The sequence below is a fragment of the Streptomyces sp. NPDC002265 genome (assembly GCF_040296125.1).
Classification (GTDB): Bacteria; Actinomycetota; Actinomycetes; order Streptomycetales; family Streptomycetaceae; genus Streptomyces.
The window spans coordinates 1-22,830 of record NZ_JBEOWS010000009.1; the positions used below are offsets into that span (position 1 = coordinate 1).

Below are 22,830 nucleotides of genomic sequence, written 5' to 3' on the forward strand. Positions count from 1 at the left end.
GACTGGTTGCCGTGCCGCAACGCCGCACGGTTTCCGGTCGGGAATCCGTGGCTTCCTGTTTCTTCGCGCTGTGCCAGAACGGGTTCTGGTCTTACCGGCGCTCCGCAGGCCGATGCCGCCAGTCCGGCGGCCTGTCTGACGTTGAGTGCGGCATTGTGGTCACGGTCGTGGAGGGTGCCGCAGGCGGTGCAGGTCCATTCCCGGATGCCGAGGGGTTTGGGTCCGTCCACGGCGCCACAGGTGGAACAGGTCTGCGAGGTCGGTGTGAACCGGCTGATCTGGACCAGGGTGCGCCCGTACCGTCCCGCCTTGTACTCCAGCATGTTCACGAACGACGCCCAGCCCGCATCATGGACGGACTTGGCCAGCCTGGTGCGGGCCAGCCCCCGGACCGACAGGTCTTCCACGGCGATCCCTTGGTTCTCGGAGATCAGCCGAGTGGAGAGCTGATGGTGGAATTCGCGGCGTGCGTCGGCCGCCTTGGCGTGAGTGCGGGCGACCTTGAGGCACGCTTTGTCCCGGTTCTTCGATCCCTTCTGCTTACGGGACAGCTCCCGCTGGGCCTTCTTCAGTTCCTTCTCCGCCCGGCGCAGGAACCTCGGAGAGTCGATCTTCGTACCGTCCGAGAGAACCGCGAAGTGGGTCAGGCCAAGGTCGATACCGACCGTCTGGCCGGTGTCGGGCATCCGGGTGGCATCGGCGGCGGGGTCGGTGTCGATGACAAAGGAAGCGAAGTACCGCCCGGCCGCGTCCTTGATCACGGTGACGGAGGCTGGTGTGGCGGGCACGGCGCGGGACCATTTCACCTTCACCGCGCCGATCTTGGGCAGGCTCAGCCGGCCGCCGTCGGTAATCTTCCAGCGGGCGTTGGCCGTGAACCGGACCGACTGCCGGGCGTCCTTGCGGGACTCGAAGCGGGGCGCACCCAGTTTCGGGCCCTTGCGGATGCCCCGGAGGGAGGCGAAGAAGTTCTTGTAGGCCTGTTCGGCGTCGCGCAGGGACTGCTGGAGTACCACCGCGGAGACCTCGCCCAGCCAGGACCGTTCCTTCGTCCGCTTCGCCTGAGTGATCAGCTTCTGGGACAGCTGCCCGGCCGTCGGGAACGGCCGCCCCGCCTTGCGGGCGTCCTCACGGGCCCGGACCGCGTCGTTGAACACGACTCGGGCGCACCCGAACGCCCTGGACAGTGCTGCCTGTTGAGGAGCGTCGGGGTACAACCTGAAGGCGTACCGCAGCTGCATGACGAGCACACTAGGCATATCGAACCCGTGCCGCCACCGAGAACATACGAGCGACCTGTCACCGGCAGAGTCCGGCCCCGCCGGAACGCCACCACGAGATTCGCTTCACCCTCAGCCTGAAGGCCGGAGCACTGCGAATGAGTACTGGACTGGTAGCCGTACTCATGCCGGCGCCCGCTCGGTGGCGCGACGATGGGGCCCTCGCCGACAAGGAGCCCGCCGATGCCGACTGCTCGTCTCCTCCCCCGCCGTGTCCCGCCCGTCCTGTTCGCCGCCGTGGCGGTGGCCGGTCTCGCCGTGTCCGGCTGGCATCCGCGCGAGCGGACCACCTGGTTCCTGGAGACGGTGTGGGTGTTCGTCGGGCTGCCGCTGGTCGTGATCACCTGGCGCCGGTTCCCGCTGACCGGCCTGCTGTGCGGTCTGCTGGCGGCGCACTCGCTGGTGCTCGCGCTCGGCGGTCACTACACCTACGCGCAGGTGCCGCTCGGCGACTGGGTGCGGGACACCTTCGGACTGGACCGTAACCCCTACGACCGGTTCGGCCACCTGATGCAGGGCTTCGTCCCGGCCGTGCTGGTGCGGGAGCTGCTCAGCCGCACCTCGCCGCTGCGCGGCAGCCGCTGGCTGGCCCCGCTGACCGTGTGCGCCTGTCTCGCCTTCAGCGCCCTGTTCGAGATGTTCGAGTGGGCGGCGGCGGTGATCGGGGGACATTCGGCGGACGCCTTCCTGGCCACCCAGGGCGATGTCTGGGACACCCAGTGGGACATGTTCTGCGCGCTGATCGGTGCCACCGTCTCGGTGCTGCTGCTCGGGCGCGTGCACGACCGGCAGCTGGCCGCGCTGCGGCTCAGCGGGTCGTGTGACGACGACGCGCCCACAGCGGCAGCACGTACCAGCACAGCGCGTACCAGATGACCACGGCCGCGACCAGGTAGGGCACGCAGTCGGAGTGGGTCGCCACCCGCAGGATCAGCAGCAGGGAGGCGGTCATGGTGAGGAGCAGCAGCAGGAGTCCGACGAAGGTCATCCGGGAGGCCAGCCGCACCGCCCGGGGCTTGACCCGGCGGCCGGACACGACCCGGTGCAGGGACACCGGACCGATCAGGGCACCCGTCGCGGCGGCGCCGAGGACGACGGTCACGACATAGATGACCCGGTCGGTGTGGGCGAGCTGGGCGTACTTCGGGGTGAAGACGACGGTGAGCAGAAAGCCGAACAGGATCTGCACGCCGGTCTGGGCCACCCGGACCTCCTGGATCAGCTCCTGCCACATCCGGTCCGCCCGTTCGTCCTCGCTCTCGTCGCGCCCGCTGCGTCTGCCCGTCCCGTCCACGCCGTCCGACATGATGCCTCCCTGCTCCGGCCGCCGCTGCCGTCCTGCTCCGTGTTCCCCCGGGTGCCGCTCCCGTCACGGCGGTGACGGTGCGGCACCGGTCCGGAACCCGGTGCGTTTGCGACCGCGGCGAGCGACAAGGCGGATCTCATGAGTGATTCCAGCAAGGACGTGAACGCGCACGCGGCGGCCGCGGCACACGGGCGGCAGACCGCGGATCGGCTGACGGCCCCGGCCGCGCGCACCGCGAAGGCGATGGCCGCGCGGACGGACGACGCCACGTCGGCGGCCAAGGGCGCCGTGAGCCGGGCGGCCGACGCGACGAGCGGACTGGCCCATTCGGCGGCGAAGGGGGTCGAGACCGGGCGCCAGGCGATCGTCACCTCCGCCGGGCAGGTCACGGCCACGGCCCGGACGGCCTGGACGGCGGTCGCCCGGCGCAAGCTCACCGCCGCCGGGGTGGGCGCCGGACTGACCGCGCTGACCACCGTCTCCTATCTGGCCGGACGCCGCTCGCAGCGGCAGGCCCACGGACCGCTGACCCGGCTGACCGGCGGACGGATCTGAGCCGCGGCACCGAAGGCGCGGGGCGGGTCGGGGCATCGAGTGTCCCGCCCCGCGCCCGGTGCGGCGGATCAGCGGTCCGCGGGGACTACCAGCGGCCTTCCACCTGGTCCTTGATCCGGCGGTCGTAGAGCTCGCCGATCGCGGTGAGCGTCGCCTCGGACAGCTCCGGCAGCTTGGCCGCGGTCGCGTTGGCGCGCGCCTGCTCGGGCGAGCGGGCACCGGGGATCACGGTGGTCACACCGGGCTGCTGGATGATCCAGCGCAGCGCCAGCTGGGCCGGGGTGTACCCCTCGGGAGCGAGGGCCGCGAACTCCGCGGCCGCCTCGACGCCCGTCGTGAAGTCGACCCCGGAGAAGGTCTCGCCCTGGTCGAAGGCCTCGCCGTGCCGGTTGTAGGTGCGGTGGTCGTTCGCGGCGAAGACCGTGTCCTTGGTGTACTTGCCCGACAGCAGGCCGGAGGCGAGCGGTACCCGGGCGATGATGCCGACGCCCGCCGCGCTCGCGGCCGGGAGCACCTCGCGCAGCGGCTTCATGCGGAACGGGTTGAGGATGATCTGCACGCTCGCCACGTTCGGCCGGGCGATCGCGGTCAGCGCCTCCGCGCAGGTCTCCACACTGACCCCGTACGAGGCGATGCGCTCTTCCTCGACCAGGGTGTCGAGGGCGTCGAAGACCTCGTCGGAGGAGTAGACGGGCGTCGGCGGGCAGTGCAGCTGCACCAGGTCGATGCGGTCGACGCCGAGGTTGCGCCGGGAACGGTCGTTCCAGGCCCGGAAGTTGTCCAGGACGTAGTTCTCCGGGATCTGGTCGACCCGGCGGCCCATCTTGGTGGCGACCTCCACGTGCAGGTCCGGCCGGCCGCTCAGGAAGGCGGCGACGGTCTGCTCGCTGCGCCCGTCGCCGTACACGTCGGCGGTGTCGAAGAACGTCACTCCCGACTCGGCCGCCGCCTCCAGTACCGCGAGGGCTTCCTTGTCGTCCACGTCGCCCCAGTCGGCGCCCAGCTGCCATGTGCCGAGGCCGACGACGGATGCGTGCCGGCCCGACCTTCCGAATTCGCGCTCGTCCATGCCGCCAGTCTGTCATCCGTCACACCCTGACGTGGAACAGGCGCCTCCGTACCCTCCTGCCGGTGCCGCCCCCGCTTGCGGGCCGAAGGCCTTCGGAAGGCGTCAGGGCGTCAGCTGAGCCTGTACGGCCGGGGCGTAGCGGTCGACGAGCTCGTCGAGCCGGGCCGCCCGGAGTTCCGCGCCCCGGGCGATGCCGAACATCACCCCGAGGCCGAGCAGGGCGGCCAGGGCCAGTTCGGCGCGCAGCCCGGCGTCGGGGCCGTCCAGGCGGGCGGCCAGCCGGGCGGTGACCTGGCTGCGGAAGTTGGCGCGCAGCACGTCGCCGTGTTCTCCGTGCAGGGGCGCGAAGACGATCCGCAGCACGGGGTCCGCGCCCCGCTCGACCTGGCTCTCCAGGACGTACCGGACCATGTGGCGGCCGAGTTCGGGTACCGGGGCGTCCAGCAGGCCACCCGCGTCGGTCTCGAAGGACATCACGCGGGCGAACAGGGCGTCCTTGTTGCCGAAGTACTTCAGGATCAGCGGCGGGCTCACCCCGGCGCGCTCGGCGACCGCCTTGAGCGTGATGTCGGCGTGGGCGTGCCGGGCCAGCAGGTACCGGGCCGCGCGCAGGATGACCGCCTTGGTCGCCTCGGCGTCCCGGCGGCCGGAGGCGGGAGCGGGATCCGACGGCGGGGCGGGATCGGAGGGCGTGGTGCGCACGGCACTCATGCTCCCTCCTTCACCCCGTCCCGTGCCGACCGGGTCCCGCCCCGGGTCCGCCGGCCGCCGTCGGAGGACCGGTCGCCGGGGATGGTCAGCGCCACGGCGCTCGCTACCAGGGCGACCGTGCCGGCGATCGAGAACGCCATCAGATAGCCGTGCAGCGTCGGCACCGGGATGCCGCCGACGGGGCTGGTGTGCCGGACCAGCACGGCCGCGACGGCGGCGCTGGAGACGGCCTGGCCGATGGTGCGCATCAGGACGTTGACGCCGTTGGCGGAGGCGGTCTGCTCGGCGGGCACGGCATGCAGGATCAGGGACGGCAGCGCGGAGTACGCGAGAGTCGTACCGGTCGCCACGACCGCGGCGCCCACCATGATCATCCAGAGTTGGTGGCTGTCCGCGATGCGCACCGCGTAGCCCGCGGCGATCACGGCGGTCCCGAGCGCCAGCGTGACGCGTGGTCCGCGGGCCGCGGAGATACGGGCCGAGAGCGGAGAGAACAGCAGCATGATGATCCCGCTCGGCAGCAGGACCAGTCCGGTCTGGACGATGGTCAGGCCGAGCCCGTACCCGGTGGCCTCGGGCGCCTGCACCAGCTGGGCCGTCACCAGGGTGTTGGCGTAGAAGGCGAACCCGGTCAGCAGGGCGGCCGCGTGGGACAGGCCCACCTTGGGGCGGCTCACCAGCCGCAGATCCACCAGCGGCTGACGGGCGCGCAGCTGCTGGCGGCACCACAGGCCGAGGACGACGGCCGCGGTAAGGAAGAGTCCCGTGATCCGCGGGCTGCCCCAGCCCCACTGGCCGCCCTGGGACACGCCCAGCAGCAGGCAGATCAGTCCGACGGCCAGCCCCAGCGCCCCGGCGACGTCGAACCGGCCGGGCGAGCGGACGGGCGACTCGGGCACCGCCCACCGGATCAGCGCGACGCCGGACGCGCCCAGCGCCGACGTCACCCAGAACATGACGTGCCAGTTGGTGAACTGCACGATCAGGGCAGCGGCCGGCAGGCCCAGGGCCGCGCCGATGCCGACGGTCGAGCTCATCAGCGCCACCGCGGAGCCCCGGCGCTCCGGGGGCAGTTCGTCCCGCAGGATGCTGATCGACAGCGGTACGACGGCGGTCGCGGCGCCCTGGAGGGTGCGGGCGGCGATGAGGACGCGGATGTCGGAGGTGAGGGCGCAGGTCACGGAGCCGAGGGTCATCAGGCCGAGAGCCGCGAGCAGCACCCCTCGTTTGCCGTACATGTCGCCTGCCCGGCCGAGCACCGGGGTGAGCACGGCGCCCGACAGGAGGGTCGCCGTGACCATCCAGGAGACCGTGCCCGGCGCGGCTCCGGTGAGCCGGGGAAGGTCCGGGAGCAGCGGTACGACGACCGTCTGCATGACGGCCATGAGGGTGCCGCCGAAGGCGAGCACCGGGATGGTCAGCCGTGCCCGCAGGCTCCCGGAACCACCGGCCGGGGGCCCGCCGACCGGGGCGGACGGGTCGGATATCGGGGCGGACGACGCCATGAGCACTCCAGTGGCCGACGCAGAAAGTATATAAGTGAATGGCCATTCACCCTATCGGTGAATGGCCATTCACCCAACTCCGGCACCGGTTCCCAGGGGGCTATTCGCGGCCGGACAGCACCCGCGCGTGCACGCTCCGCGCGACCTTCGGGCCCAGCCAGCGCTTGAGCCGTCGCAGCGCCTGCGACTGCGCGGCCGCGCGGTCGATCCGGTAGTAGAGCTGGGGCGGCACATAGGGCAGCAGAGGTGAGTGACGCTGGCCGAGCAGGGCGAACATCCGCTCCGGGGGCAGGTCGATGTAGCGGGTCAGGTTCTCGTACCACTGGGCGCTGTAGCGGGCCGCGCTCTGCACGGAGAGCAGGGCCGCCCGGCGTTCGCGCTCGTAGTGGGCCAGCGCCTGCGGGAGCCCGGTGTGCTCGCGCAGCGCGGCGGCGAGCGCCATGGAGTCCTCCAGGGCGAGGGTGGTGCCTGCGCCGATGGAGTAGTGGGTGGTGTGGGCGGCGTCGCCCAGCAGGACGAGGTTGCCGCGGTGCCAGGTGCGGTTGGTGAGGGTGCGGAAGGTCAGCCACTGGGCACCGCCGTCGCCCGAGACACGGCCGATCAGCGGGTGCCCGTCCAGGACGTGGGCGAAGAGCTTCTCCAGCAGGGCCGCCCCTTCGGACTCGCTCACCCGGTCGAGCCCGAGGCCCGTCCAGGTCTCCGGGGCGCATTCGATCACGCAGGTGCTGTGTCCGGGGCCGAAGGGGTAGCCGTAGCACCAGATCCAGCCGTGCGCGCTCTCCACGAAGGCGAAGGTGAAGGAGTCGAAGACCTTGGTGGTGCCGAGCCAGGTGTAGGTGTTGCGGCCCGCCGTAAGTTCCGTGCCGAAGTGTCCGGCGTGCGCGGTGCGCAGGGTGCTGCGCACCCCGTCGCCGGCCACGACGAGGTCGGCGTCGGGCAGCCGCTCGGGGGTGATCTCGTGCGCGAACTCCAGCCGCACCCCGAGGGAGCGGGCACGGGCGGTGAGGATCTCCAGCAGCCGGTGGCGGCCGATGCCGTGACCCGCGTCGCCGGGCCTGCGGGTCGACAGGTCCCGCACATGGGCGACGCCCTGGTGCCAGCGGACGGAGCTCTCCTCGACGGCGCGCGCCGACTCGGGGTCGTGGGCGTGGAGCTTGTCGAGCAGTTCACGCCAGTACGTGACGCCCCAGCCGTAGGTGGAGCCCTCGGGGTCGCGCTCGTAGACGGTGATGCCGTGGGACGGGTTCTGCCCTTTCAGCAGGATCGAGAGATACAGGCCGGCGGGCCCGCCTCCGACACAGGCGACCTTCACGCGCACCCCTAGGAATTACCCAAAGCGGTCAGTTGACGACGCACAGTAGCAGCCCGGACGTCCGGGTTCCGGCCACCCGGATCACGCCAGTCTCGCGAGGTGAGCCAGGCCACGCGCAGGCCGCACCCCCGTGAAAGATCATCCGAATCCGGCCCGCCGAGGGGAGGATTTCCCCCTTCCGGGGGGTCGGGGACGCCCATGACAGCAAGATCATCTTCGTTCAACCTTGCATGACATGTGGCTACTTGTCCTGATCGCAGCCAACCGTCCCGAAGCGATTTCTCCCGCTCTGAACCGAACCGATAGGCATACAGGGTCGTCAACCGAACTCACCTGGGAGGTCCCGTATGCCGGAACTCAGCCGACGCCGTGCGCTCACCGCCGCGGCCGCCCTCGCCGCCGCGGCCGGCGCCACGACCGTCGTCGCCGCCGGGCCGGCCGCCGCCGACGCTCACGACCACGGCCTTCCCGAACCCTTCGACGAGGTCTACAAGGGCCGCCGGATACAGGGCCGGGCGGCGGCCGGCGGCGGCCATCACCACGGGGGCGGCCACGGCGACGGATACGCGGTGTTCGTCGACGGCGTGGAACTGCACGTGATGCGCAACGCCGACGGGACCTGGATCAGCGTCGTCAGCCACTACGCCCCGGTGGCCGATCCGCGCGCCGCCGCGCGTGCCGCGGTCGACGAACTCCAGGGCGCCCGGCTCGTCCCCTTCCCCGCCAACTGACTTCGCCACGCAAGCACTTCGGGAGCACCCGCACATGACCGTCCGCAAGAACCAGGCGAGCCTGACCGCCGACGAGAAGCGCCGTTTCGTCGCCGCCGTCCTCGAACTCAAGCGCAGCGGCCGCTACGACGCCTTCGTCACCACGCACAACGCCTTCATCGTCGGCGACACCGACAACGGCGAGCGCACAGGCCACCGTTCGCCGTCCTTCCTGCCCTGGCACCGCAGATTCCTGCTGGAGTTCGAGCGGGCGCTCCAGTCGGTGGACCCCTCGGTGGCGCTGCCGTACTGGAACTGGTCCGTCGACCGTTCCGCGCGGGCCTCGCTGTGGGCGCCGGACTTCCTCGGCGGCACCGGACGCAGCATGGACGGCCGGGTGATGGACGGCCCGTTCGCGGCGTCCGGCGGGAACTGGCCGCTCAACGTCCGTGTGGACGGCCGGACTTATCTGCGGCGCTCACTCGGCACCGGGGTGCGCGAACTGCCCACGCAGGCCGAGGTCGACTCCGTGCTGGCGATGACGACGTACGACATGGCGCCCTGGAACAGCGGCTCGGACGGTTTCCGCAACCATCTGGAGGGCTGGCGCGGGGTCAATCTGCACAACCGGGTCCATGTCTGGGTCGGCGGTCAGATGGCGACCGGGGTGTCCCCGAACGACCCGGTGTTCTGGCTGCACCACGCGTACATCGACAAGCTGTGGGCCCAGTGGCAGCGCAGGCACCCCGCCTCCGGCTATCTGCCCACCGGCGGGACACCGGACGTCGTGGACCGCGACGAGCGGATGAAGCCGTGGAACGACACGTCCCCGGCGGATCTGCTCGACCACACCGCCCACTACACCTTCGACACCGAGTGACCGACTGACCGAGCGACCGACCCGGTCCGCGGCGTCCGGTCCCCGGCCGGGGTCCGGACGCCGTCCGGGCATGGGACGGCGTCCGCGGACGGCCCCGTGGTCAGCCGGCTCCGGCGGTCCGGCACTCCGGGTGGCCCCAGCCCTGGTCGTTCTTGGCGATCGGCTCGCCGGCCGCGTACGGGCGTCCGCAGACACAGCGGCCGGGGAACTTCGCCTTGATCGTCCGCGCGGTGCCGCCGGAGCGCGCCCCGGCGGACTTGCCCGCGGCGGACTTGCCCGCCGGGCGTGCGGAGGAGGGACGGCGGCGCGGCGCGCCGGAGGGCGGGGTGTCGGGCGACGGCGGCGGCTCGGGCGAGCCGAGCGCGCTGCCCGCGGCCTCCTGGACGATCGCCGCCTGGCTCGCGGCGCGGTCGGCGAAGTCGTTGAGCGGGTCTCCGTCGACCTGGTGGGCCGGCACGTACCGGAACTCGACCGAGCGGCCGTCGAGAAGCGCGTCGATGCGTACGACGAGCTCCTGATTGGCGACCGGCTTGCCCGCGGACGTCTTCCAGCCGTTGCGCTTCCAGCCGGGCAGCCAGGTGGTGACCGCTTTCATCGCGTACTGCGAGTCCATCCGGATCTCCAGCGGAAGTCCGGGGTCGGTCGCCGCCAACAGGCGCTCCAGGGCGGTGAGTTCGGCGATGTTGTTGGTCGCCCTGCCCAGCGGCCCGGCTTCCCAGCGGGCCGGGGTCTGCGCCTCGTCGGCGACGACCCACGCCCAGCCCGCCGGTCCCGGGTTCCCCTTCGAAGCCCCGTCGCACGCGGCCACCACACGTTCAAGCATGGTCTCGATCATGCCACGCCCAGCCGCCGCTCCGGGCCACGGTGCACAAGCTCACAAGCTCGGCGGTTCAGGAGACTTCCGTGCTCTTCGGCATCTCCCCGGCCGTCCTGGTGATGTCGATCACCGAGAAGTTCGCCCCCTGCGGGTCGCTGAGCGCCGCGAACCGGCCGAACGGGCTGTCCATCGGCCCGAACCGCAGCACCGCACCGTGCTTGGTGGCCTTCGTGACGGCCTCGTCGCAGTCGGCGACGGTGAAGTAGACGTTGATGTACGAGGGCACCTCGGGCGGGAAGTCGTCCGTCATCTTCATCCGGCCGAGGACCGTCTCGTCGCCGAGGTCGAACATGCGGAAGTCGACCGCGTCGTCCTGCAACTGCTTCGCCGTGTAGCCGAAGACCGCCGGGAGGAACGCGTCCGTCTTCGCGGGCTCACGGGTGAAGACCTCGGCCCAGCAGTAGGCGCCGGGCTCGGCGGTCGCCTCGAAGCCCGTGTGCACACCCCCCTGCCAGACGCCGAAGACGGCGCCGCCGGGCTCGCGGGCCAGGCACATGGTGCCGAACTCGCCGACCTGCATCGGCTCCATCAGCACCTCCCCGCCGTTCTCCCGGATCCGTGCCGCGGTGGCGGCGGCGTCCGGCGAGGCGAAGTACAGGCACCACTGCGACTGCCCCTCCTGGCCGGGCATGGGAGGTACCACCGCGGCGACCGCCTTGCCGTCCGCGTAGGCCTGGGTGTAGTTGCCGTACTCCGACGACGACTCGCCGAAGGTCCAGCCGAGGACGTCGCCGTAGAAGGTCTTGGCGCCCTCCACGTCGCTGAACATCGCATCGGCCCAACACGGGGTTCCCTCAGGTGGTACGGCCATGGCTGCGGACCTTTCGGCTCGGTGGCATTGTCCGGCTCCTCACGCTAGCCATCGGCCGGTTTCATCGCGCGCCGAACACGCCTCTCCGTTACACACTGGAAGGAATACGGACGGATACGGGCGGACACGGCCGCACCCGGGCGCAGACGGGCGCGGACGGGCCGCCGCGGCGGACGGAGCGCGGGATGGCGGACGCGACGATGCCGGCCTGGGCGGTGGTCGCGCCGGGGCCGCTCGGGGACGGACCGCTCCGGCTGACCGAGAAGCCGGTCCCGGTCCCGGCGGACGACGAACTGCTGGTGCGGGTGCGGGCCTGCGGGGTGTGCCGGACCGACCTGCACGTCACCGAGGGCGATCTGCCGGTGCACCGGCCCGGGGTGACGCCCGGGCACGAGGTGGTGGGCGAGGTGGCGGGCCTCGGCACGGCGGTGCGCGGCTTCGCGCCGGGCGAGCGGGTGGGGGTGGCCTGGCTGCGGTACACCGACGGCACCTGCGCGTACTGCGCGCGCGGCGCCGAGAACCTCTGTCCGGCCTCGCGGTACACGGGGTGGGACGCCGACGGCGGCTACGCGCCGTACACGACCGTTCCGGCCGCGTTCGCCCACCGGCTGCCGGACGGCGTCGACGACGTGGCGCTCGCGCCGCTGCTGTGCGCGGGAATCATCGGCTACCGGGCGCTGCGGCGCGCCGCGCTGCCGCCGGGCGGACGGCTCGGGCTCTACGGCTTCGGCGGCAGCGCCCATCTGTGTGCGCAGCTCGCGCTGGCGGAGGGGGCCACCGTGCATGTGCTGACCCGGGGTGCCGCCGCGCGCCGGCTGGCGCTGGAGCTCGGGGCGGCCTCGGCCCGGGACGCCTACGACATGCCGCCGGAGCCCCTGGACAGCGCCGTCCTGTTCGCCCCCGCCGGCGAACTGGTCCCGGTCGCGCTGCGGGCCCTGGACCGGGGCGGGGTGCTGTCGATCGCCGGTATCCATCTGAGCGACGTGCCCGCGCTGCACTACGAGAGCGAGCTGTTCTACGAGAAGGAGGTGCGCAGCGTCACCTCCAACACCCGTGCGGACGCGCGGGAGTTCCTGGCCCTGGCCGCCCGTCACCGGGTGCGCGCGACCACGCACGTCTATCCGCTGTCGCGGGCGGACCGGGCGCTGGCGGACCTCGCGGCAGGGCGCTTCGACGGGGCCGCGGTCCTGGTGGACGACCTCTCCTGACCTCTCCTGTTCCCGCCGGGCCGCGCCCTGCCCCTCGTGGCCACTCCCGACACCGCTGTTCACACAGCCGTTCCGGCGCACGGAAGCCCACAAGACACCCCTTCCGCCTCATTCGGGATGTTTGACCATCAGCTGTGCAAATCCGCCCCTCTTGCGCCGTACCCCTCCGCCGTCCCGGCTGTTTGGCTTGGTCCAGCGCACGGCCCACCCGGGCACCGACGACCCTTCCGCTCACCCTTGTCCGATCCTCCGGGAGAGAATGTGTCCACTCCGGACAGTGCCACCGGTCCCGTCACCGACGAGCCCGTACCCGAGCCCTCCGCCGACGCACCCCTCACCAGCCTCAGCACCCGGGCGGCGCGTCAGCTCGCCACCACCACCAAGTCGGCGCCGCAGATGCAGGCGATCAGCTCGCGCTGGCTGCTGCGCGCGCTGCCGTGGGTGGACGTCAGGGGCGGCACCTACCGGGTGAACCGGCGGCTGACGCTGCGGGCCGGCCGGGGCCGGGTGCAGTTCGAGCAGAACGGCGCCGACGACATCAGGGTCGTCCCCCAGACGCTGACCGAGCTGCCGACCCTGCGCGGCTACGGCGACCTGGAGGTCCTCAAGGAGCTCGCCTCCCGCTTCCGGCTCCGCAGGGTGCGGGCCGGCCAGGTCCTGTTCGAGGCCGGGCAGCCCATGACGGAGGCCTATCTCATCGTCCACGGCCGGTTCACCCGGTTCGCGGCCGGCAAGTACGGCGAGGAGGAGATCCTCGGGGTCGTCAGCGGCGGCGACCAGCTGGGGGACGAGGGCATCGGCCGGCCCGACCCGCTGTGGCTGACCTCGGTACGGGCGGAGACGGCCGGGGTGCTGCTGACCCTGCCCTGGGACATCGTCCAGGACCTCACCGAGCGGGCGCCCAGCCTCGCCGCACACCTGCGGGCCTACGCCGAGCGGCAGGAACGGCCCATGAACCGCAAGGGCGAGGCCGACGTACCGCTCCAGGCCGGTCATACCGGCGAGCCGACGCTCAGCAGCGGTTTCGTGGACTACGACCTCGCGCCGCGCGAGTACGAACTGTCGCTCACCCAGACGGTGCTGAAGGTCCACACCCGGGTCGCCGACCTCTACAACCAGCCGATGGACCAGACCGAGGAGCAGCTGCGGCTGACCGTCGAGGAGGTCCGCGAGCGCCAGGAGTGGGAGCTGGTCAACAACCGGGAGTTCGGGCTGCTGCACAACGCCGACTACGGGCAGCGCATCAGCACCTTCACCGGCCCGCCGACCCCGGACGACATGGACGAGCTGCTGTCCATGCGCCGCAGGACCAAGCTGTTCCTCGCCCATCCGAAGGCTATCGCCGCCTTCTTCCGGCAGTGCAACCGGCGCGGTCTGGTGCCCGGCTCCGCGAACGTCGACGGGCACGAGATCCCGGCCTGGCGGGGTGTGCCGATCTATCCCTGCAACAAGCTGCCGATCAGCGACCAGCACACCAGCAGCATCGTGGCGCTGCGCACCGGGGAGTCCGACCAGGGGGTCGTCGGCCTGTACCAGACCGGACTGCCGGACGAGTTCCAGCCGGGGCTGAACGTGCGGTTCATGGGGATCGACACCGCCGCGATCATCCGCTACCTGGTCACCGCCTACTACTCGATGGCCATCCTGGTGCCCGACGCGGTGGGTGTCCTGGAGAACGTGCAGCTCGGCCGGACCGCCGACTGACCCCGGGGAGCACGACATGAGCACACCCCCCGGCGGCGGCTTCGCGCTGCCCGGACCGCCCGATCTCGCCGGCTCCCTCACCGCCCGGCGCGGCGGGGCGGTACCCGGCCTCAGACACCGTCCCGTCGCCCCCGCCGACCCCGAGAAGGCCGCGGAGATCGACCGCAGGCTGGAGGAGTGGGCCCGCGCCCTCGACCTGTTCCCCGAGGCCTGGAACGGCGACTTCGCGGGGTTCCAGTTCGGCCGGGCCGTGGTGCTCCAGCACCCGGCGGCGGCCGGCCTGGACCACCTCACCGTCGCGGGCAAGCTGCTGCTGGCCGAGAACATCGTCGACAACTGCTACTGCGAGGAGGACGAGGACAAGGGCGGATCGCGCAGCGGCCTGGGGGGCCGGCTGATCCTGGCCCAGTCGGCGCTCGACCCGTACCACGGCCCGCCCGCGGTCCAGGAGGAATGGCTGCGCGGGATGCAGGCCGACGGGCCGCTGCGGTCGTACCACTGGGCCCTCAAGGAGTACGCCGCCCTCGCCACGCCCTCCCAGACCGACCGTTTCGTGCACGACATCGCGCGGCTGCACCTGGGCTACCTCGCCGAGGCCGCCTGGGGCGAGGCCCGTCATCTGCCGCGGGTGTGGGAGTACCTGGTGATGCGGCAGTTCAACAACTTCCGGCCCTGTCTGTCGATCGTCGACGCGGTGGACGGCTACGAGCTGCCGGAGGCGGTCTACGCCCGCCCCGAGATCCAGCGCATCACGGTGCTGGCCGCGAACGCGACCACGATCGTCAACGACCTGTACTCCTTCACCAAGGAACTGGCCGACCCCACCCACCTCAACCTGCCCCAGGTCATCGCCGCCAACGAGCGGTGCGGGCTGAAGGCCGCCTATCTGAAGGCCGTCGGGATCCACAACGAGATCATGGACGCCTTCGAGGCGGAGTCCGCCCTGCTGTCGGCCGGCTCGCCGCTCGTCGAACGCTACGCCCAGAGCCTGTCGGACTGGGTGGCCGGCAACCACGAGTGGCACGCGACCAACACCCACCGCTACCACCTGCCCGACTACTGGTAACGCCGAGCAGATCTCTGATCATGCGTCAGACGCCTCACGAGGAGCCATACTTGACCACCGTCCCCGCCACCACGACCGCATCGGTGCCCACCCAGTCCACGTACCAGAACCGCGTCGCGGACTACTGGAACGCCGAGGAGAACCCGGTCAATCTCGAACTCGGAAGGCTGGACGACCTCTACCATCATCACTACGGCGTCGGAGCCGTCGACTGGACCGTGGTCGAGGAGAGCGACCCGCTGCGCCGCCAGGACCGGATCACCGCCGAACTGCACCGCCTGGAGCACGCCCAGGCCGAGATCCTGGCCGGCCGGCTCGGCCCACTGACCCCCGCCGACCGGGTCTTCGACGCCGGCTGCGGCCGCGGTGGCGGCAGCGTGGTGGCGCATCTGCGGTACGGCTGCCGCACGGACGGCGTGACGATCTCCGCCAAGCAGGCCGCGTTCGCCAACGAGCAGGCCCGCAAGCGCGGTATCGACGACCAGGTGCGCTACCACCACCGCAACATGCTCGACACCGGCCTGGAGTCCGGCGCCTACGCCGCGTCCTGGAACAACGAGTCCACCATGTACGTCGAGCTGGACCAGCTCTTCGCCGAGCACGCCCGCCTGTTGCGCCGCGGCGGGCGGTACGTGGTCATCACCGGCTGCTACAACGACACCTACGGGCAGGCCTCCCGCGAGGTGTCCCTCATCAACGCCCACTACATCTGCGACATCCATCCGCGGTCGGCGTACTTCCGGGCCATGGCGCGCAACCGGCTCGTACCCGTCCATGTGGAGGACCTCACCGAGGCGACGATCCCCTACTGGGATCTGCGTCGGCAGGCCCCTCATCTGGTCACGGGCATCGAGGAGACCTTCCTGTCCGCGTACCGCAACGGCAGCTTCCAGTACCTGATGATCGTGGCCGACCGCGTCTGAGGCACGGCCCGTCGGGCCCGGCCCCGGGGTCTCCCGCCCCCCGGGGCCGTCCGGCGTGCCTGCGCGGCCGGTTCACTCGCCCGCGTAGGCACGGTCCAGGGCGGCGATGTCGAGCTTGCCCATGGAGAGCATCAGCCGTGCCGTACGGGTCGCCTTCTGCGGGTCGGGGTCACTGATCATGTCGATGAGACGGTCGGGGACGACCTGCCAGGACAGCCCGTACCGGTCCTTGAGCCAGCCGCAGGAGCCGGGTTCGCCACCGTCCTCGGTGAGCCTGGTCCAGTAGTAGTCGATCTCCTCCTGGTTCTCGCAGTAGATCTGGAAGGAGACCGACTCGTTGAAGGTGAACTGCGGGCCGCCGTTGAGCGCGACGAACCGCTGTCCGTTGGCGGTGAACTCCACGGCCAGCACGGAACCGGCCGGGCCGGGTCCCGCGTCGGTGGTGTGGCCGGTCCGGACGATGCCGGAGTTCTTGAAGATCGACACGTAGTAGTGGGCGGCCTCCTCCGCCTGACCGTCGAGCCACAGGCACGTGGTGAATCCGTCGGTGGTCATGCGCACCTCCTGGAGCGGGGAACTCGGTTCACCAGTGTCGACCGGGGACGGCCGCGAAACTCATCGGCCGGGCAGCCGTCTGCCCCGACCGGCCCAGTGCCGGTACGGACCGGCGGCGGCCGGAAGCGCTCTGCCGACGGCGAATCTGCCGCGGGCCGAGAAATCCCCGGCGGCCCCGGTGCCCGGCCGAGAGTGGGAGGCGCGGCCGGCCGGCCGCGCCCGACGGACGACCATCAGGAGCGTCGATGTCCCCACTCAGCCCAGCACCCCGGCAGCTCTCACTGCCGTACGCCCAGGAGGGCGACACCCCGGTGACCCGGTTCGACGACCATCTCGCCGCGCAGTTGCTCGCGCAGCGGATCGTCCTGCTGGGCACCCAGGTCGACGAGGTCTCCGCGAACCGGGTCTGCGCCCAGCTGCTGATCCTGTCGGCGGAGGACCCCCGCACCGACATCAGCCTGTACATCAACAGCCCCGGCGGGTCCGTGCACGCGGGCCTGGCCATCTACGACACCATGCGGCTGATCCCGAACGACGTCGGCACGCTCGCGATGGGATTCGCCGCCAGCATGGGGCAGTTCCTGCTGAGCGTCGGCGCGCCCGGCAAGCGGTACGCCCTGCCGCACGCGCGGATCATGATGCACCAGCCGTCGGCCGGGATCGGCGGCACCACCGCGGACATCGAGATCCAGGCGGACAACCTGGAGTTCACCAAGCGCACCATCGAGCGGATCACCGCCGAGCACACCGGACAGTCCCCGGAGACCATCGCCCGGGACGGCGACCGGGACCGCTGGTTCACGGCCGAGGAGGCCAGGGAGTACGGCATGGTGGACGGCGTGGTGGAGTCCCTCGCGGACGTACGCCCGGCCGCCGCACGGCGAAGGATCGGGCTCTGACATGGGGACGTACACGATTCCGAACGTCGTCGAGCGCACCCCGCAGGGCGAGCGGTCGTACGACGTGTTCAGTCGGCTGCTGTCGGAGCGGATCGTCTTCCTCGGCACCGAGATCGACGACGGCGTCGCCAACGTCGTCATCGCCCAGCTCCTCCATCTGGAGTCGTCCTCGCCGGAGAGCGAGATCGCGATCTACATCAACTCCCCCGGCGGCTCGTTCACCTCGCTGATGGCGATCTACGACACGATGACGTTCGTCCAGGCGCCCATCTCGACGTTCTGCGTCGGGCAGGCGGCCTCCACGGCGGCCGTCCTGCTGGCCGGCGGCGACCCGGGGCGGCGGTTCGTGCTGGAGCACGCGCGGGTGCTGCTCGGGCAGCCGGCCAGCGGCGGACGGCAGGGCACGGTCTCCGACCTCGCCCTCCAGGCCAAGGAGATGGTCCGGATCCGCGCCCAGGTGGAGGAGGTGCTGTCCCGGCACACCCACCACGACATCCCGACGCTGCGCGCGGACATGGACCGGGACAAGGTCTTCACCGCACAGGAGGCGGTGGCCTACGGCCTGGCGGACGAGGTACTCGGCCGGCGCAGGACCGGCTGACGTCAGGCCGCCAGGCAGAGCCCGCCGTGCGGGGCGCGGGGCGTCGGACGGCTGCCGCGGGACTGCCTGCCGAGCTCCCGGTGCGCCAGCGACAGCAGGTCGCCGAGGCCGAGGCCGAGCGCGTGGGCGGCGGCCGCGAGGACCTCCGAGGAGGCCTCCTTGCGGCCGCGTTCCACCTCCGACAGGTACGGCATGGAGATACGGGCCTGCTCGGCCACGTCCTTCAGCGTGCGGTCCTGGGCGAGGCGTTCGCGGCGCAGCACGTCGCCGATCAGGTCCCGCCAGAGCGGTTCCCGGCCGGCGGGCGGCCGGACCGACGGGGGCGCCGGGGCCACGGGGGCCGCCGGGGGTACCGACGACGGCCGGGCGGTGTGCGGGCGCAAGGGGATGACGCGGGCTTCGTTCGGCGCTTGGCTGCTCACCCTCCCAGCCTAGGAGCGCGGGCGGCGGCGGGAAGGGTGCGGCGTTGCGCCCTCGGTGGAATCGGACAAAGCACCCCCGGGAGCGCCGCGTTCCCGCGCCGCGTTCCCGCGCCGCCCCGGCTCGCCGTCGGCGTCGACACCGGATGTCCACCTCCTGCGCACACCGTGCGCATGGCCTCGCGCACCCCGGGTACCCGGATTCCCGAGGGTCGCCGGTGCCGCTGTCCGGGGGCCGAGGAGACCGACGGGAACCGTCGCTTTCGTGGGGAGGGACATGAGGGTCGAGCGGAGCCGGGAGGCCGGGGGCACGGGCGCGTCTGTTCAGTCCGCGCTCAGCCCCAGCACCGCACGCACCCGCTTGCCGACCGGCACCCGCTCGGCGGTGACCTGGCGCGCCAGTGCGTGGACGATCTCCAGGCCGTGTCGGCCCACGCGTTGGGGATCCCGGGGGAAGCGCAGCGGCAGGGCCGCGCTGCTGTCGTAGACGCTCACGGCGATCGCGGCGTCCGTGCCCTCCAGTTCCAGGATGTACGGTCCGTTGCTGTGCCGGTCGGCGTTGGTGACCAGCTCGCTCACCACCAGCAGCAGCGCACCGCTCGTGCGTTCGCCGATCGTGGCACACCACTCGGTGCGCAGCTGCTCGACGAAGAGCGCGGCGAAATTCCGCGCCTCCGCTATGCAACCGGGCTCGCCGGTGAAGTGGGTCGCCCGCCGTAGCGGTTCCACGGGTACGTCGAAACCGGTCGGTATCACTGCCCCGCCCAGGTGCTCGGTCATGCGGTTCTCTCTCGGAAGCCGGACTGGCCGGACGCTGCTGCACCTGTGCTCGTACCCCGCGGGGCGCGCCGCACTCCCCGGGAGCGGGGGCGGGTCCGGCGGACGCGGACGGCTCTCCCGGCGCGCGGCCGCCGCCGCGGCTGCATAGCGTGGCAGGGTGAGCCGGCGAACCCCCTCGGAGCAGGCGGTCGCCCGTCCCGGCTGGGTACGGGCCGCCGTGACGGTGCTGGCCGGGCTGGTCGCCATGGGAGTGGTGGCCGCGCTGGGGCTGTGGGCGGCGGGCGCGGCGGACCTGCCGGAGGGAGCCTTCCCGCGGGTGGTGGCGGCGACGGTGGTGACCGCCGTCGGAGGAAGCATCGAGCTGTCCGGGAACGTCGGGTCGCTCGCCGAGAGCCGGGCGGGACTGACGGCGACCCCGCTGTCGGTCACGCTCGTCGGAGCCCTCGTCGTGGGCGCCGGTTTCCTGTGGCCGCTGCGGCACCGCGTCGTCACCACGGTCGCCGAGCCGGCCTGGTGGGCCGCGCGGATCGCCGTGCTGTGGCTGCTCGGTCTGCTCGGACTGGCGCTGGGCGCCCGGCAGACCTTCGCGATCCCCCTGGGCGAGGGAGCCCTCGGCGACCTCGGTGACCTGTTCGGCGTGGAGCCCCGGATGGGTTTCGCCGCGAACGTGCCGCTGACGCTCGCCCTCGGCCTGCTGTGGCTGGCCGTCGTGCTCCTTCTGGCCCTGCTGGTGTCGCGCGCCGCCCCGCTGCCGGCCCGGCTGCTGCGGTTCCAGGAGCCGGTGCGGCCGGCCGCGTACGCCATGGTCGTACTGCTGCTGTCCAGTGTCGCCGTGGGGGCCTGTGTCGCCCTGGTGGTGGCGGCGACCCAGGGGCATCCGGCCGAGACCGTCGCCGTGATGCTGCTGGGCCTGCCCAACGTCGTCTGGGTCGCGCTCACCATCGGGATGGGGGCCACCTGGGACGGGCGGGTGCAGGGTCCGTTCCGGCTGCCGCTGCCGCCCGGGGCGGACCGGGCGCTGCGCACCCCGGACGGTGCCACGGTGGACCTGGGCACGCTGACCCACTTCGACGGCCGGTACTGGTGGCTCCTGGTCGCCGCCGCCGTACTGCTGCTGCTGACGGCGTTCGTGCTGGCGGCGTGTTCGCCGGCCCGGACGCGGGCCTGGCAGCTCGCCGTCCGGATGGCGCTCGCACTCGCCGTCACCGTGCTGATGATCTGTCTGCTGGGCCAGGTCTCCGCGTACTACGGCCTGTCCCTGCTCGGCATCGGCGATCTGGGCGGCGACCTGTCCGGGGTCCTCCTGCTGCGGCCGCAGGTGTGGACGGCGCTCGGCCTCGCCCTGCTCTGGGGGCTGGTCACCGGGCTCCTCGGCGGTCTGCCGGCCCGCCGGCTGCGCCGGGCCGGCGAGGCGCCGCGCCCCGGTCCGGGCCCCTGACCACTCGGATGCCGGGTGCTGGGTGCCGGGTGCCTGGTGCCTGGTGTCAGGCGACCGGCATGACGAGCGCCGGGGCGGCCCGCTGCATCCGCAGGGCATCGACGGACTCGGCGAGCAGTTCGTACTCGGTGGTGTCGTCGCTGGTGGCGATCCGCACCAGCCGCCCGTCGGCCAGTTCCTCGGCGACCAGTTCCTGTCGTTCCACGTCGGCGCACCAGGCGCGCAGCAGTGCGGGCACATCGGGCGCGCTCTCCGCGACCGGGACCAGCGAGCCCGGCGGGAAGTGCGGATCGTCCGGCTGCGGGTCGAGCCGCTCGGCGATCCACGAGGCCCGGTCACGCAGCCACCACAGCGCCAGGGCGAGAGTGGGCGCCCGGTAGGTGCCGAGCGGTACGCCGATCCGTCTCCCGTCGCACATGCCGTAGGCGGTGACGTGGCACAGGAATTCGTCGTGCACGGTTCTCTCCCCCGTAGCGACTCTCGCTTGCCGGTCGGGCCTCGCTTTCCGTGCGGCTCGTCTATGAAGAACTGTCCCTGACATTCGAGTATGTTGACTAGTGAAACACTGTCACCATGACTTTCCGGCCACTCTCTTGGCATATTCACCGCGCCATATGGCCGAAACGTGACGGGCGGTCTGTTTTTCCCGGCCCGTTTTCCCCGTCCGCGATCTCCGGCCGTGCCGAGAACGGGCCCGAGAACGGCCCCGGGAACGATGACGAGAACCGTGCCGAGAATCATGGCGAGAACCGCGCCGAGAACCGCGACGGCGACGACGCGCCGACCGGGCGCCGGAGGCCGGATCACGGCCGTTCCCGGATTCCCGGACCGCTGCCCACCGGGTGCGACACCCGCCGCGGCGACGCGTTCCACCGCGCTCGACGGGATATCGGCGATCTCCCGAAATGGAGACCGCCGGGATCTTCGTGAGCGCAGGACACCAGGGGTCCGGCCGGATAAACGGACGCGGAATTCAGTGTGGCACTTCGCCGTGGAAGCGCACCGGTGCCGCGGCGGGATCCGTACCGCGCCGGCCCGACTCCGCCGAATTCCGCAGCATCTGAAAACCGGCCAAGATCCGCGGAATGACCGGCGGACGCCGTTTCGGGATTTCGCGCCCGGTCGATCTCAGGGAAGCGGGGCAGGCGACGGTTTCGACACCCCGTCGGCCTGCCCCGCTCCCGTTCCGGGAGGTGTTCCTCCCGAGGCGTTACGGCTTGATGGCCGCGTCGATCCGGGCCAGTTCCTCCGCGTCGAAGTCGAGGTTGCGGATCGCGCCGACGCAGTCCTCCACCTGCTGCGGGCTGCTCGCGCCGACCAGGGCGGAGGTAACCCGCCCGCCGCGCAGCACCCAGGCCAGGGCCAGCTGGGCCAGGGTCTGGCTGCGGGACTTGGCGATCTCGTCGAGCGCGCGCAGCCGGGCGACCAGGTCCTCGGTGACCGCGTCCGAGTCGAGGAAGGGGCTGTCGCTCGCGGCCCGCGAACCCTCCGGAATGCCGTCCAGGTAGCGGCCGGTCAGCAGGCCCTGCTCCAGCGGGGAGAAGACGATGGACCCGACCTGGAGCTCGTCCAGCGCGTCCAGCACGCCCTCCTCCTCGGGGCGGCGGTCCAGCATCGAGTAGCGCGGCTGGTGGATCAGCAGCGGGGTGCCGAGCTCGCCGAGGATGCGGGCGGCCTCCCGGGTCTGCTCGGCGGAGTAGTTGGAGATGCCGACGTACAGCGCCTTGCCCTGCTGCACCGCCGAGTGCAGCGCGCCCATCGTCTCCTCCAGCGGAGTCTCCGGGTCGGGGCGGTGCGAGTAGAAGATGTCGACGTAGTCCAGGCCCATCCGGGTGAGGCTCTGGTCCAGCGAGGACAGCAGGTACTTGCGGGAACCCCATTCGCCGTACGGGCCCGGCCACATGAGGTAGCCGGCCTTGGTGGAGATCACCAGCTCGTCGCGGTGGCTGCCGAAGTCCGCCCGCAGCGCCTCGCCGAAGGCCGACTCGGCGGCGCCGGGCGGCGGGCCGTAGTTGTTGGCCAGGTCGAAGTGGGTGATGCCGAGGTCGAAGGCGCGGCGCAGGATGGCCCGCTGGGTCTGTACCGGGCGGTCCGGGCCGAAGTTGTGCCACAGGCCGAGCGACAGCGCGGGGAGCTTGAGGCCGCTGCGTCCGGTGCGCCGGTAGGGCATGTCCGCGTAGCGGTCGGGGTGTGGGGTGTACAACGCGACTCCATCAGGGGT

At 71.7% G+C, this 22,830-nt stretch carries 24 protein-coding genes; 11 read left to right on the forward strand and 13 right to left on the reverse strand.

Annotated elements, in window-relative coordinates:
• On the reverse strand, positions 1-1,241 hold a 1,241-nt coding region (locus ABT085_RS02985), incomplete at its 3' end, for an RNA-guided endonuclease InsQ/TnpB family protein (RefSeq protein WP_351601051.1).
• 222 nt (positions 1,242-1,463) lie between these two features.
• Between ABT085_RS02985 and ABT085_RS02990 the strand changes: the two genes are divergently transcribed.
• Entirely contained in the window at positions 1,464-2,156 is a 693-nt protein-coding gene (locus ABT085_RS02990) for a DUF2238 domain-containing protein (RefSeq protein WP_351601058.1), read from the forward strand.
• On the opposite strand, the gene ABT085_RS02995 is transcribed toward ABT085_RS02990, so the two are convergent.
• Entirely contained in the window at positions 2,089-2,586 is a 498-nt protein-coding gene (locus ABT085_RS02995; RefSeq protein ID WP_351601061.1) for a DUF6328 family protein, read from the reverse strand. The genes ABT085_RS02990 and ABT085_RS02995 overlap by 68 nt on opposite strands.
• A gap of 138 nt (positions 2,587-2,724) precedes the next feature.
• Here ABT085_RS02995 and ABT085_RS03000 point away from each other — a divergent pair, with 138 nt between their 5' ends.
• Positions 2,725-3,141: a hypothetical protein gene (locus ABT085_RS03000; RefSeq protein WP_351601064.1), complete on the forward strand. Its 417-nt coding sequence runs from the start codon at positions 2,725-2,727 to the stop codon at positions 3,139-3,141.
• A gap of 85 nt (positions 3,142-3,226) precedes the next feature.
• On the opposite strand, the gene ABT085_RS03005 is transcribed toward ABT085_RS03000, so the two are convergent.
• The 4 genes from ABT085_RS03005 to ABT085_RS03020 all read right to left on the reverse strand — a co-directional run bounded on the left by ABT085_RS03005 (position 3,227) and on the right by ABT085_RS03020 (position 7,738).
• The gene (locus ABT085_RS03005) at positions 3,227-4,210 is read right to left on the reverse strand and encodes an aldo/keto reductase (RefSeq protein ID WP_351601066.1); all 984 of its coding nucleotides are present in this window, start codon (positions 4,208-4,210) and stop codon (positions 3,227-3,229) included.
• A 102-nt stretch (positions 4,211-4,312) separates the two neighbouring features.
• Positions 4,313-4,921: a TetR/AcrR family transcriptional regulator gene (locus ABT085_RS03010; protein ID WP_351601069.1), complete on the reverse strand. Its 609-nt coding sequence runs from the start codon at positions 4,919-4,921 to the stop codon at positions 4,313-4,315.
• The gene (locus tag ABT085_RS03015) at positions 4,918-6,426 is read right to left on the reverse strand and encodes an MFS transporter (protein WP_351601072.1); all 1,509 of its coding nucleotides are present in this window, start codon (positions 6,424-6,426) and stop codon (positions 4,918-4,920) included. Before ABT085_RS03015 ends, ABT085_RS03010 begins: the two co-directional genes overlap by 4 nt.
• Positions 6,427-6,526: 100 nt before the next feature.
• Entirely contained in the window at positions 6,527-7,738 is a 1,212-nt protein-coding gene (locus ABT085_RS03020; RefSeq protein ID WP_351601075.1) for an FAD-dependent monooxygenase, read from the reverse strand.
• Between the two features lie 347 nt (positions 7,739-8,085).
• On the opposite strand from ABT085_RS03020, the gene melC1 reads away from it, so the two are divergent.
• Both melC1 and melC2 read left to right on the forward strand, forming a co-directional pair.
• Positions 8,086-8,469: an apotyrosinase chaperone MelC1 gene (gene melC1, locus ABT085_RS03025; RefSeq protein ID WP_351601078.1), complete on the forward strand. Its 384-nt coding sequence runs from the start codon at positions 8,086-8,088 to the stop codon at positions 8,467-8,469.
• A gap of 34 nt (positions 8,470-8,503) precedes the next feature.
• The gene (melC2, locus tag ABT085_RS03030) at positions 8,504-9,328 is read left to right on the forward strand and encodes a tyrosinase MelC2 (RefSeq protein ID WP_351601081.1); all 825 of its coding nucleotides are present in this window, start codon (positions 8,504-8,506) and stop codon (positions 9,326-9,328) included.
• A gap of 100 nt (positions 9,329-9,428) precedes the next feature.
• Here the strand turns inward: melC2 and ABT085_RS03035 are convergent, their stop codons facing one another.
• Positions 9,429-10,163, reverse strand: a complete 735-nt coding sequence (locus tag ABT085_RS03035) for a ribonuclease H family protein (protein ID WP_351601084.1) — start codon at positions 10,161-10,163, stop codon at positions 9,429-9,431.
• A gap of 55 nt (positions 10,164-10,218) precedes the next feature.
• Entirely contained in the window at positions 10,219-11,016 is a 798-nt protein-coding gene (locus ABT085_RS03040) for a VOC family protein (protein WP_351601087.1), read from the reverse strand.
• Positions 11,017-11,216: 200 nt separating this feature from the next.
• Between ABT085_RS03040 and ABT085_RS03045 the strand changes: the two genes are divergently transcribed.
• The 4 genes from ABT085_RS03045 to ABT085_RS03060 all read left to right on the forward strand — a co-directional run bounded on the left by ABT085_RS03045 (position 11,217) and on the right by ABT085_RS03060 (position 15,917).
• Positions 11,217-12,224, forward strand: a complete 1,008-nt coding sequence (locus ABT085_RS03045) for a zinc-binding alcohol dehydrogenase family protein (protein ID WP_351601217.1) — start codon at positions 11,217-11,219, stop codon at positions 12,222-12,224.
• Positions 12,225-12,485: 261 nt separating this feature from the next.
• Positions 12,486-13,928, forward strand: coding sequence for a family 2B encapsulin nanocompartment shell protein (locus ABT085_RS03050; RefSeq protein ID WP_351601090.1), 1,443 nt, complete (start codon positions 12,486-12,488; stop codon positions 13,926-13,928).
• A 16-nt stretch (positions 13,929-13,944) separates the two neighbouring features.
• A complete protein-coding gene (locus tag ABT085_RS03055; protein ID WP_351601093.1) occupies positions 13,945-14,994 on the forward strand; it encodes a family 2 encapsulin nanocompartment cargo protein terpene cyclase in 1,050 nt (349 codons plus the stop codon).
• A gap of 20 nt (positions 14,995-15,014) precedes the next feature.
• A complete protein-coding gene (locus tag ABT085_RS03060; RefSeq protein WP_351601096.1) occupies positions 15,015-15,917 on the forward strand; it encodes a geranyl diphosphate 2-C-methyltransferase in 903 nt (300 codons plus the stop codon).
• 72 nt (positions 15,918-15,989) lie between these two features.
• Here ABT085_RS03060 and ABT085_RS03065 read toward each other — a convergent pair whose 3' ends face one another.
• Positions 15,990-16,472, reverse strand: a complete 483-nt coding sequence (locus tag ABT085_RS03065; RefSeq protein ID WP_351601099.1) for a VOC family protein — start codon at positions 16,470-16,472, stop codon at positions 15,990-15,992.
• 245 nt (positions 16,473-16,717) lie between these two features.
• Between ABT085_RS03065 and ABT085_RS03070 the strand changes: the two genes are divergently transcribed.
• Complete coding sequence (locus tag ABT085_RS03070) at positions 16,718-17,371, forward strand: ATP-dependent Clp protease proteolytic subunit (protein ID WP_351601102.1); 654 nt, start codon at positions 16,718-16,720, stop codon at positions 17,369-17,371.
• A gap of 1 nt (position 17,372) precedes the next feature.
• Positions 17,373-17,972, forward strand: coding sequence for a ClpP family protease (locus tag ABT085_RS03075; RefSeq protein ID WP_351601105.1), 600 nt, complete (start codon positions 17,373-17,375; stop codon positions 17,970-17,972).
• A gap of 2 nt (positions 17,973-17,974) precedes the next feature.
• Here the strand turns inward: ABT085_RS03075 and ABT085_RS03080 are convergent, their stop codons facing one another.
• Together ABT085_RS03080 and ABT085_RS03085 are read right to left on the reverse strand one after the other, a co-directional pair.
• A complete protein-coding gene (locus ABT085_RS03080) occupies positions 17,975-18,394 on the reverse strand; it encodes a helix-turn-helix domain-containing protein (RefSeq protein WP_351601108.1) in 420 nt (139 codons plus the stop codon).
• Between the two features lie 321 nt (positions 18,395-18,715).
• Entirely contained in the window at positions 18,716-19,171 is a 456-nt protein-coding gene (locus tag ABT085_RS03085; RefSeq protein ID WP_351601111.1) for an ATP-binding protein, read from the reverse strand.
• 157 nt (positions 19,172-19,328) lie between these two features.
• Here ABT085_RS03085 and ABT085_RS03090 point away from each other — a divergent pair, with 157 nt between their 5' ends.
• The gene (locus ABT085_RS03090) at positions 19,329-20,609 is read left to right on the forward strand and encodes a streptophobe family protein (protein WP_351601114.1); all 1,281 of its coding nucleotides are present in this window, start codon (positions 19,329-19,331) and stop codon (positions 20,607-20,609) included.
• Between the two features lie 46 nt (positions 20,610-20,655).
• Here ABT085_RS03090 and ABT085_RS03095 read toward each other — a convergent pair whose 3' ends face one another.
• Positions 20,656-21,066 carry a hypothetical protein gene (locus ABT085_RS03095; RefSeq protein WP_351601117.1) on the reverse strand — a complete coding sequence of 137 codons (411 nt, stop codon included), beginning with the start codon at positions 21,064-21,066 and terminating at the stop codon, positions 20,656-20,658.
• A gap of 753 nt (positions 21,067-21,819) precedes the next feature.
• Complete coding sequence (gene mgrA, locus ABT085_RS03100) at positions 21,820-22,812, reverse strand: L-glyceraldehyde 3-phosphate reductase (RefSeq protein WP_351601119.1); 993 nt, start codon at positions 22,810-22,812, stop codon at positions 21,820-21,822.
• Positions 22,813-22,830: the final 18 nt, after the last annotated feature.

Coding starts and splice junctions, on each gene's coding strand:
- ABT085_RS02990 (WP_351601058.1), top strand. CDS start 1,464: ATGCCGACTGCTCGTCTCCTCCCCCGCCGTGTCCCGCCCGTCCTGTTC.
- ABT085_RS02995 (WP_351601061.1), bottom strand. CDS start 2,586: ATGTCGGACGGCGTGGACGGGACGGGCAGACGCAGCGGGCGCGACGAG.
- ABT085_RS03000 (WP_351601064.1), top strand. CDS start 2,725: ATGAGTGATTCCAGCAAGGACGTGAACGCGCACGCGGCGGCCGCGGCA.
- ABT085_RS03005 (WP_351601066.1), bottom strand. CDS start 4,210: ATGGACGAGCGCGAATTCGGAAGGTCGGGCCGGCACGCATCCGTCGTC.
- ABT085_RS03010 (WP_351601069.1), bottom strand. CDS start 4,921: ATGAGTGCCGTGCGCACCACGCCCTCCGATCCCGCCCCGCCGTCGGAT.
- ABT085_RS03015 (WP_351601072.1), bottom strand. CDS start 6,426: ATGGCGTCGTCCGCCCCGATATCCGACCCGTCCGCCCCGGTCGGCGGG.
- melC1 (WP_351601078.1), top strand. CDS start 8,086: ATGCCGGAACTCAGCCGACGCCGTGCGCTCACCGCCGCGGCCGCCCTC.
- melC2 (WP_351601081.1), top strand. CDS start 8,504: ATGACCGTCCGCAAGAACCAGGCGAGCCTGACCGCCGACGAGAAGCGC.
- ABT085_RS03035 (WP_351601084.1), bottom strand. CDS start 10,163: ATGATCGAGACCATGCTTGAACGTGTGGTGGCCGCGTGCGACGGGGCT.
- ABT085_RS03040 (WP_351601087.1), bottom strand. CDS start 11,016: ATGGCCGTACCACCTGAGGGAACCCCGTGTTGGGCCGATGCGATGTTC.
- ABT085_RS03045 (WP_351601217.1), top strand. CDS start 11,217: ATGCCGGCCTGGGCGGTGGTCGCGCCGGGGCCGCTCGGGGACGGACCG.
- ABT085_RS03055 (WP_351601093.1), top strand. CDS start 13,945: ATGAGCACACCCCCCGGCGGCGGCTTCGCGCTGCCCGGACCGCCCGAT.
- ABT085_RS03060 (WP_351601096.1), top strand. CDS start 15,015: ATGCGTCAGACGCCTCACGAGGAGCCATACTTGACCACCGTCCCCGCC.
- ABT085_RS03065 (WP_351601099.1), bottom strand. CDS start 16,472: ATGACCACCGACGGATTCACCACGTGCCTGTGGCTCGACGGTCAGGCG.
- ABT085_RS03070 (WP_351601102.1), top strand. CDS start 16,718: ATGTCCCCACTCAGCCCAGCACCCCGGCAGCTCTCACTGCCGTACGCC.
- ABT085_RS03075 (WP_351601105.1), top strand. CDS start 17,373: ATGGGGACGTACACGATTCCGAACGTCGTCGAGCGCACCCCGCAGGGC.
- ABT085_RS03085 (WP_351601111.1), bottom strand. CDS start 19,171: ATGACCGAGCACCTGGGCGGGGCAGTGATACCGACCGGTTTCGACGTA.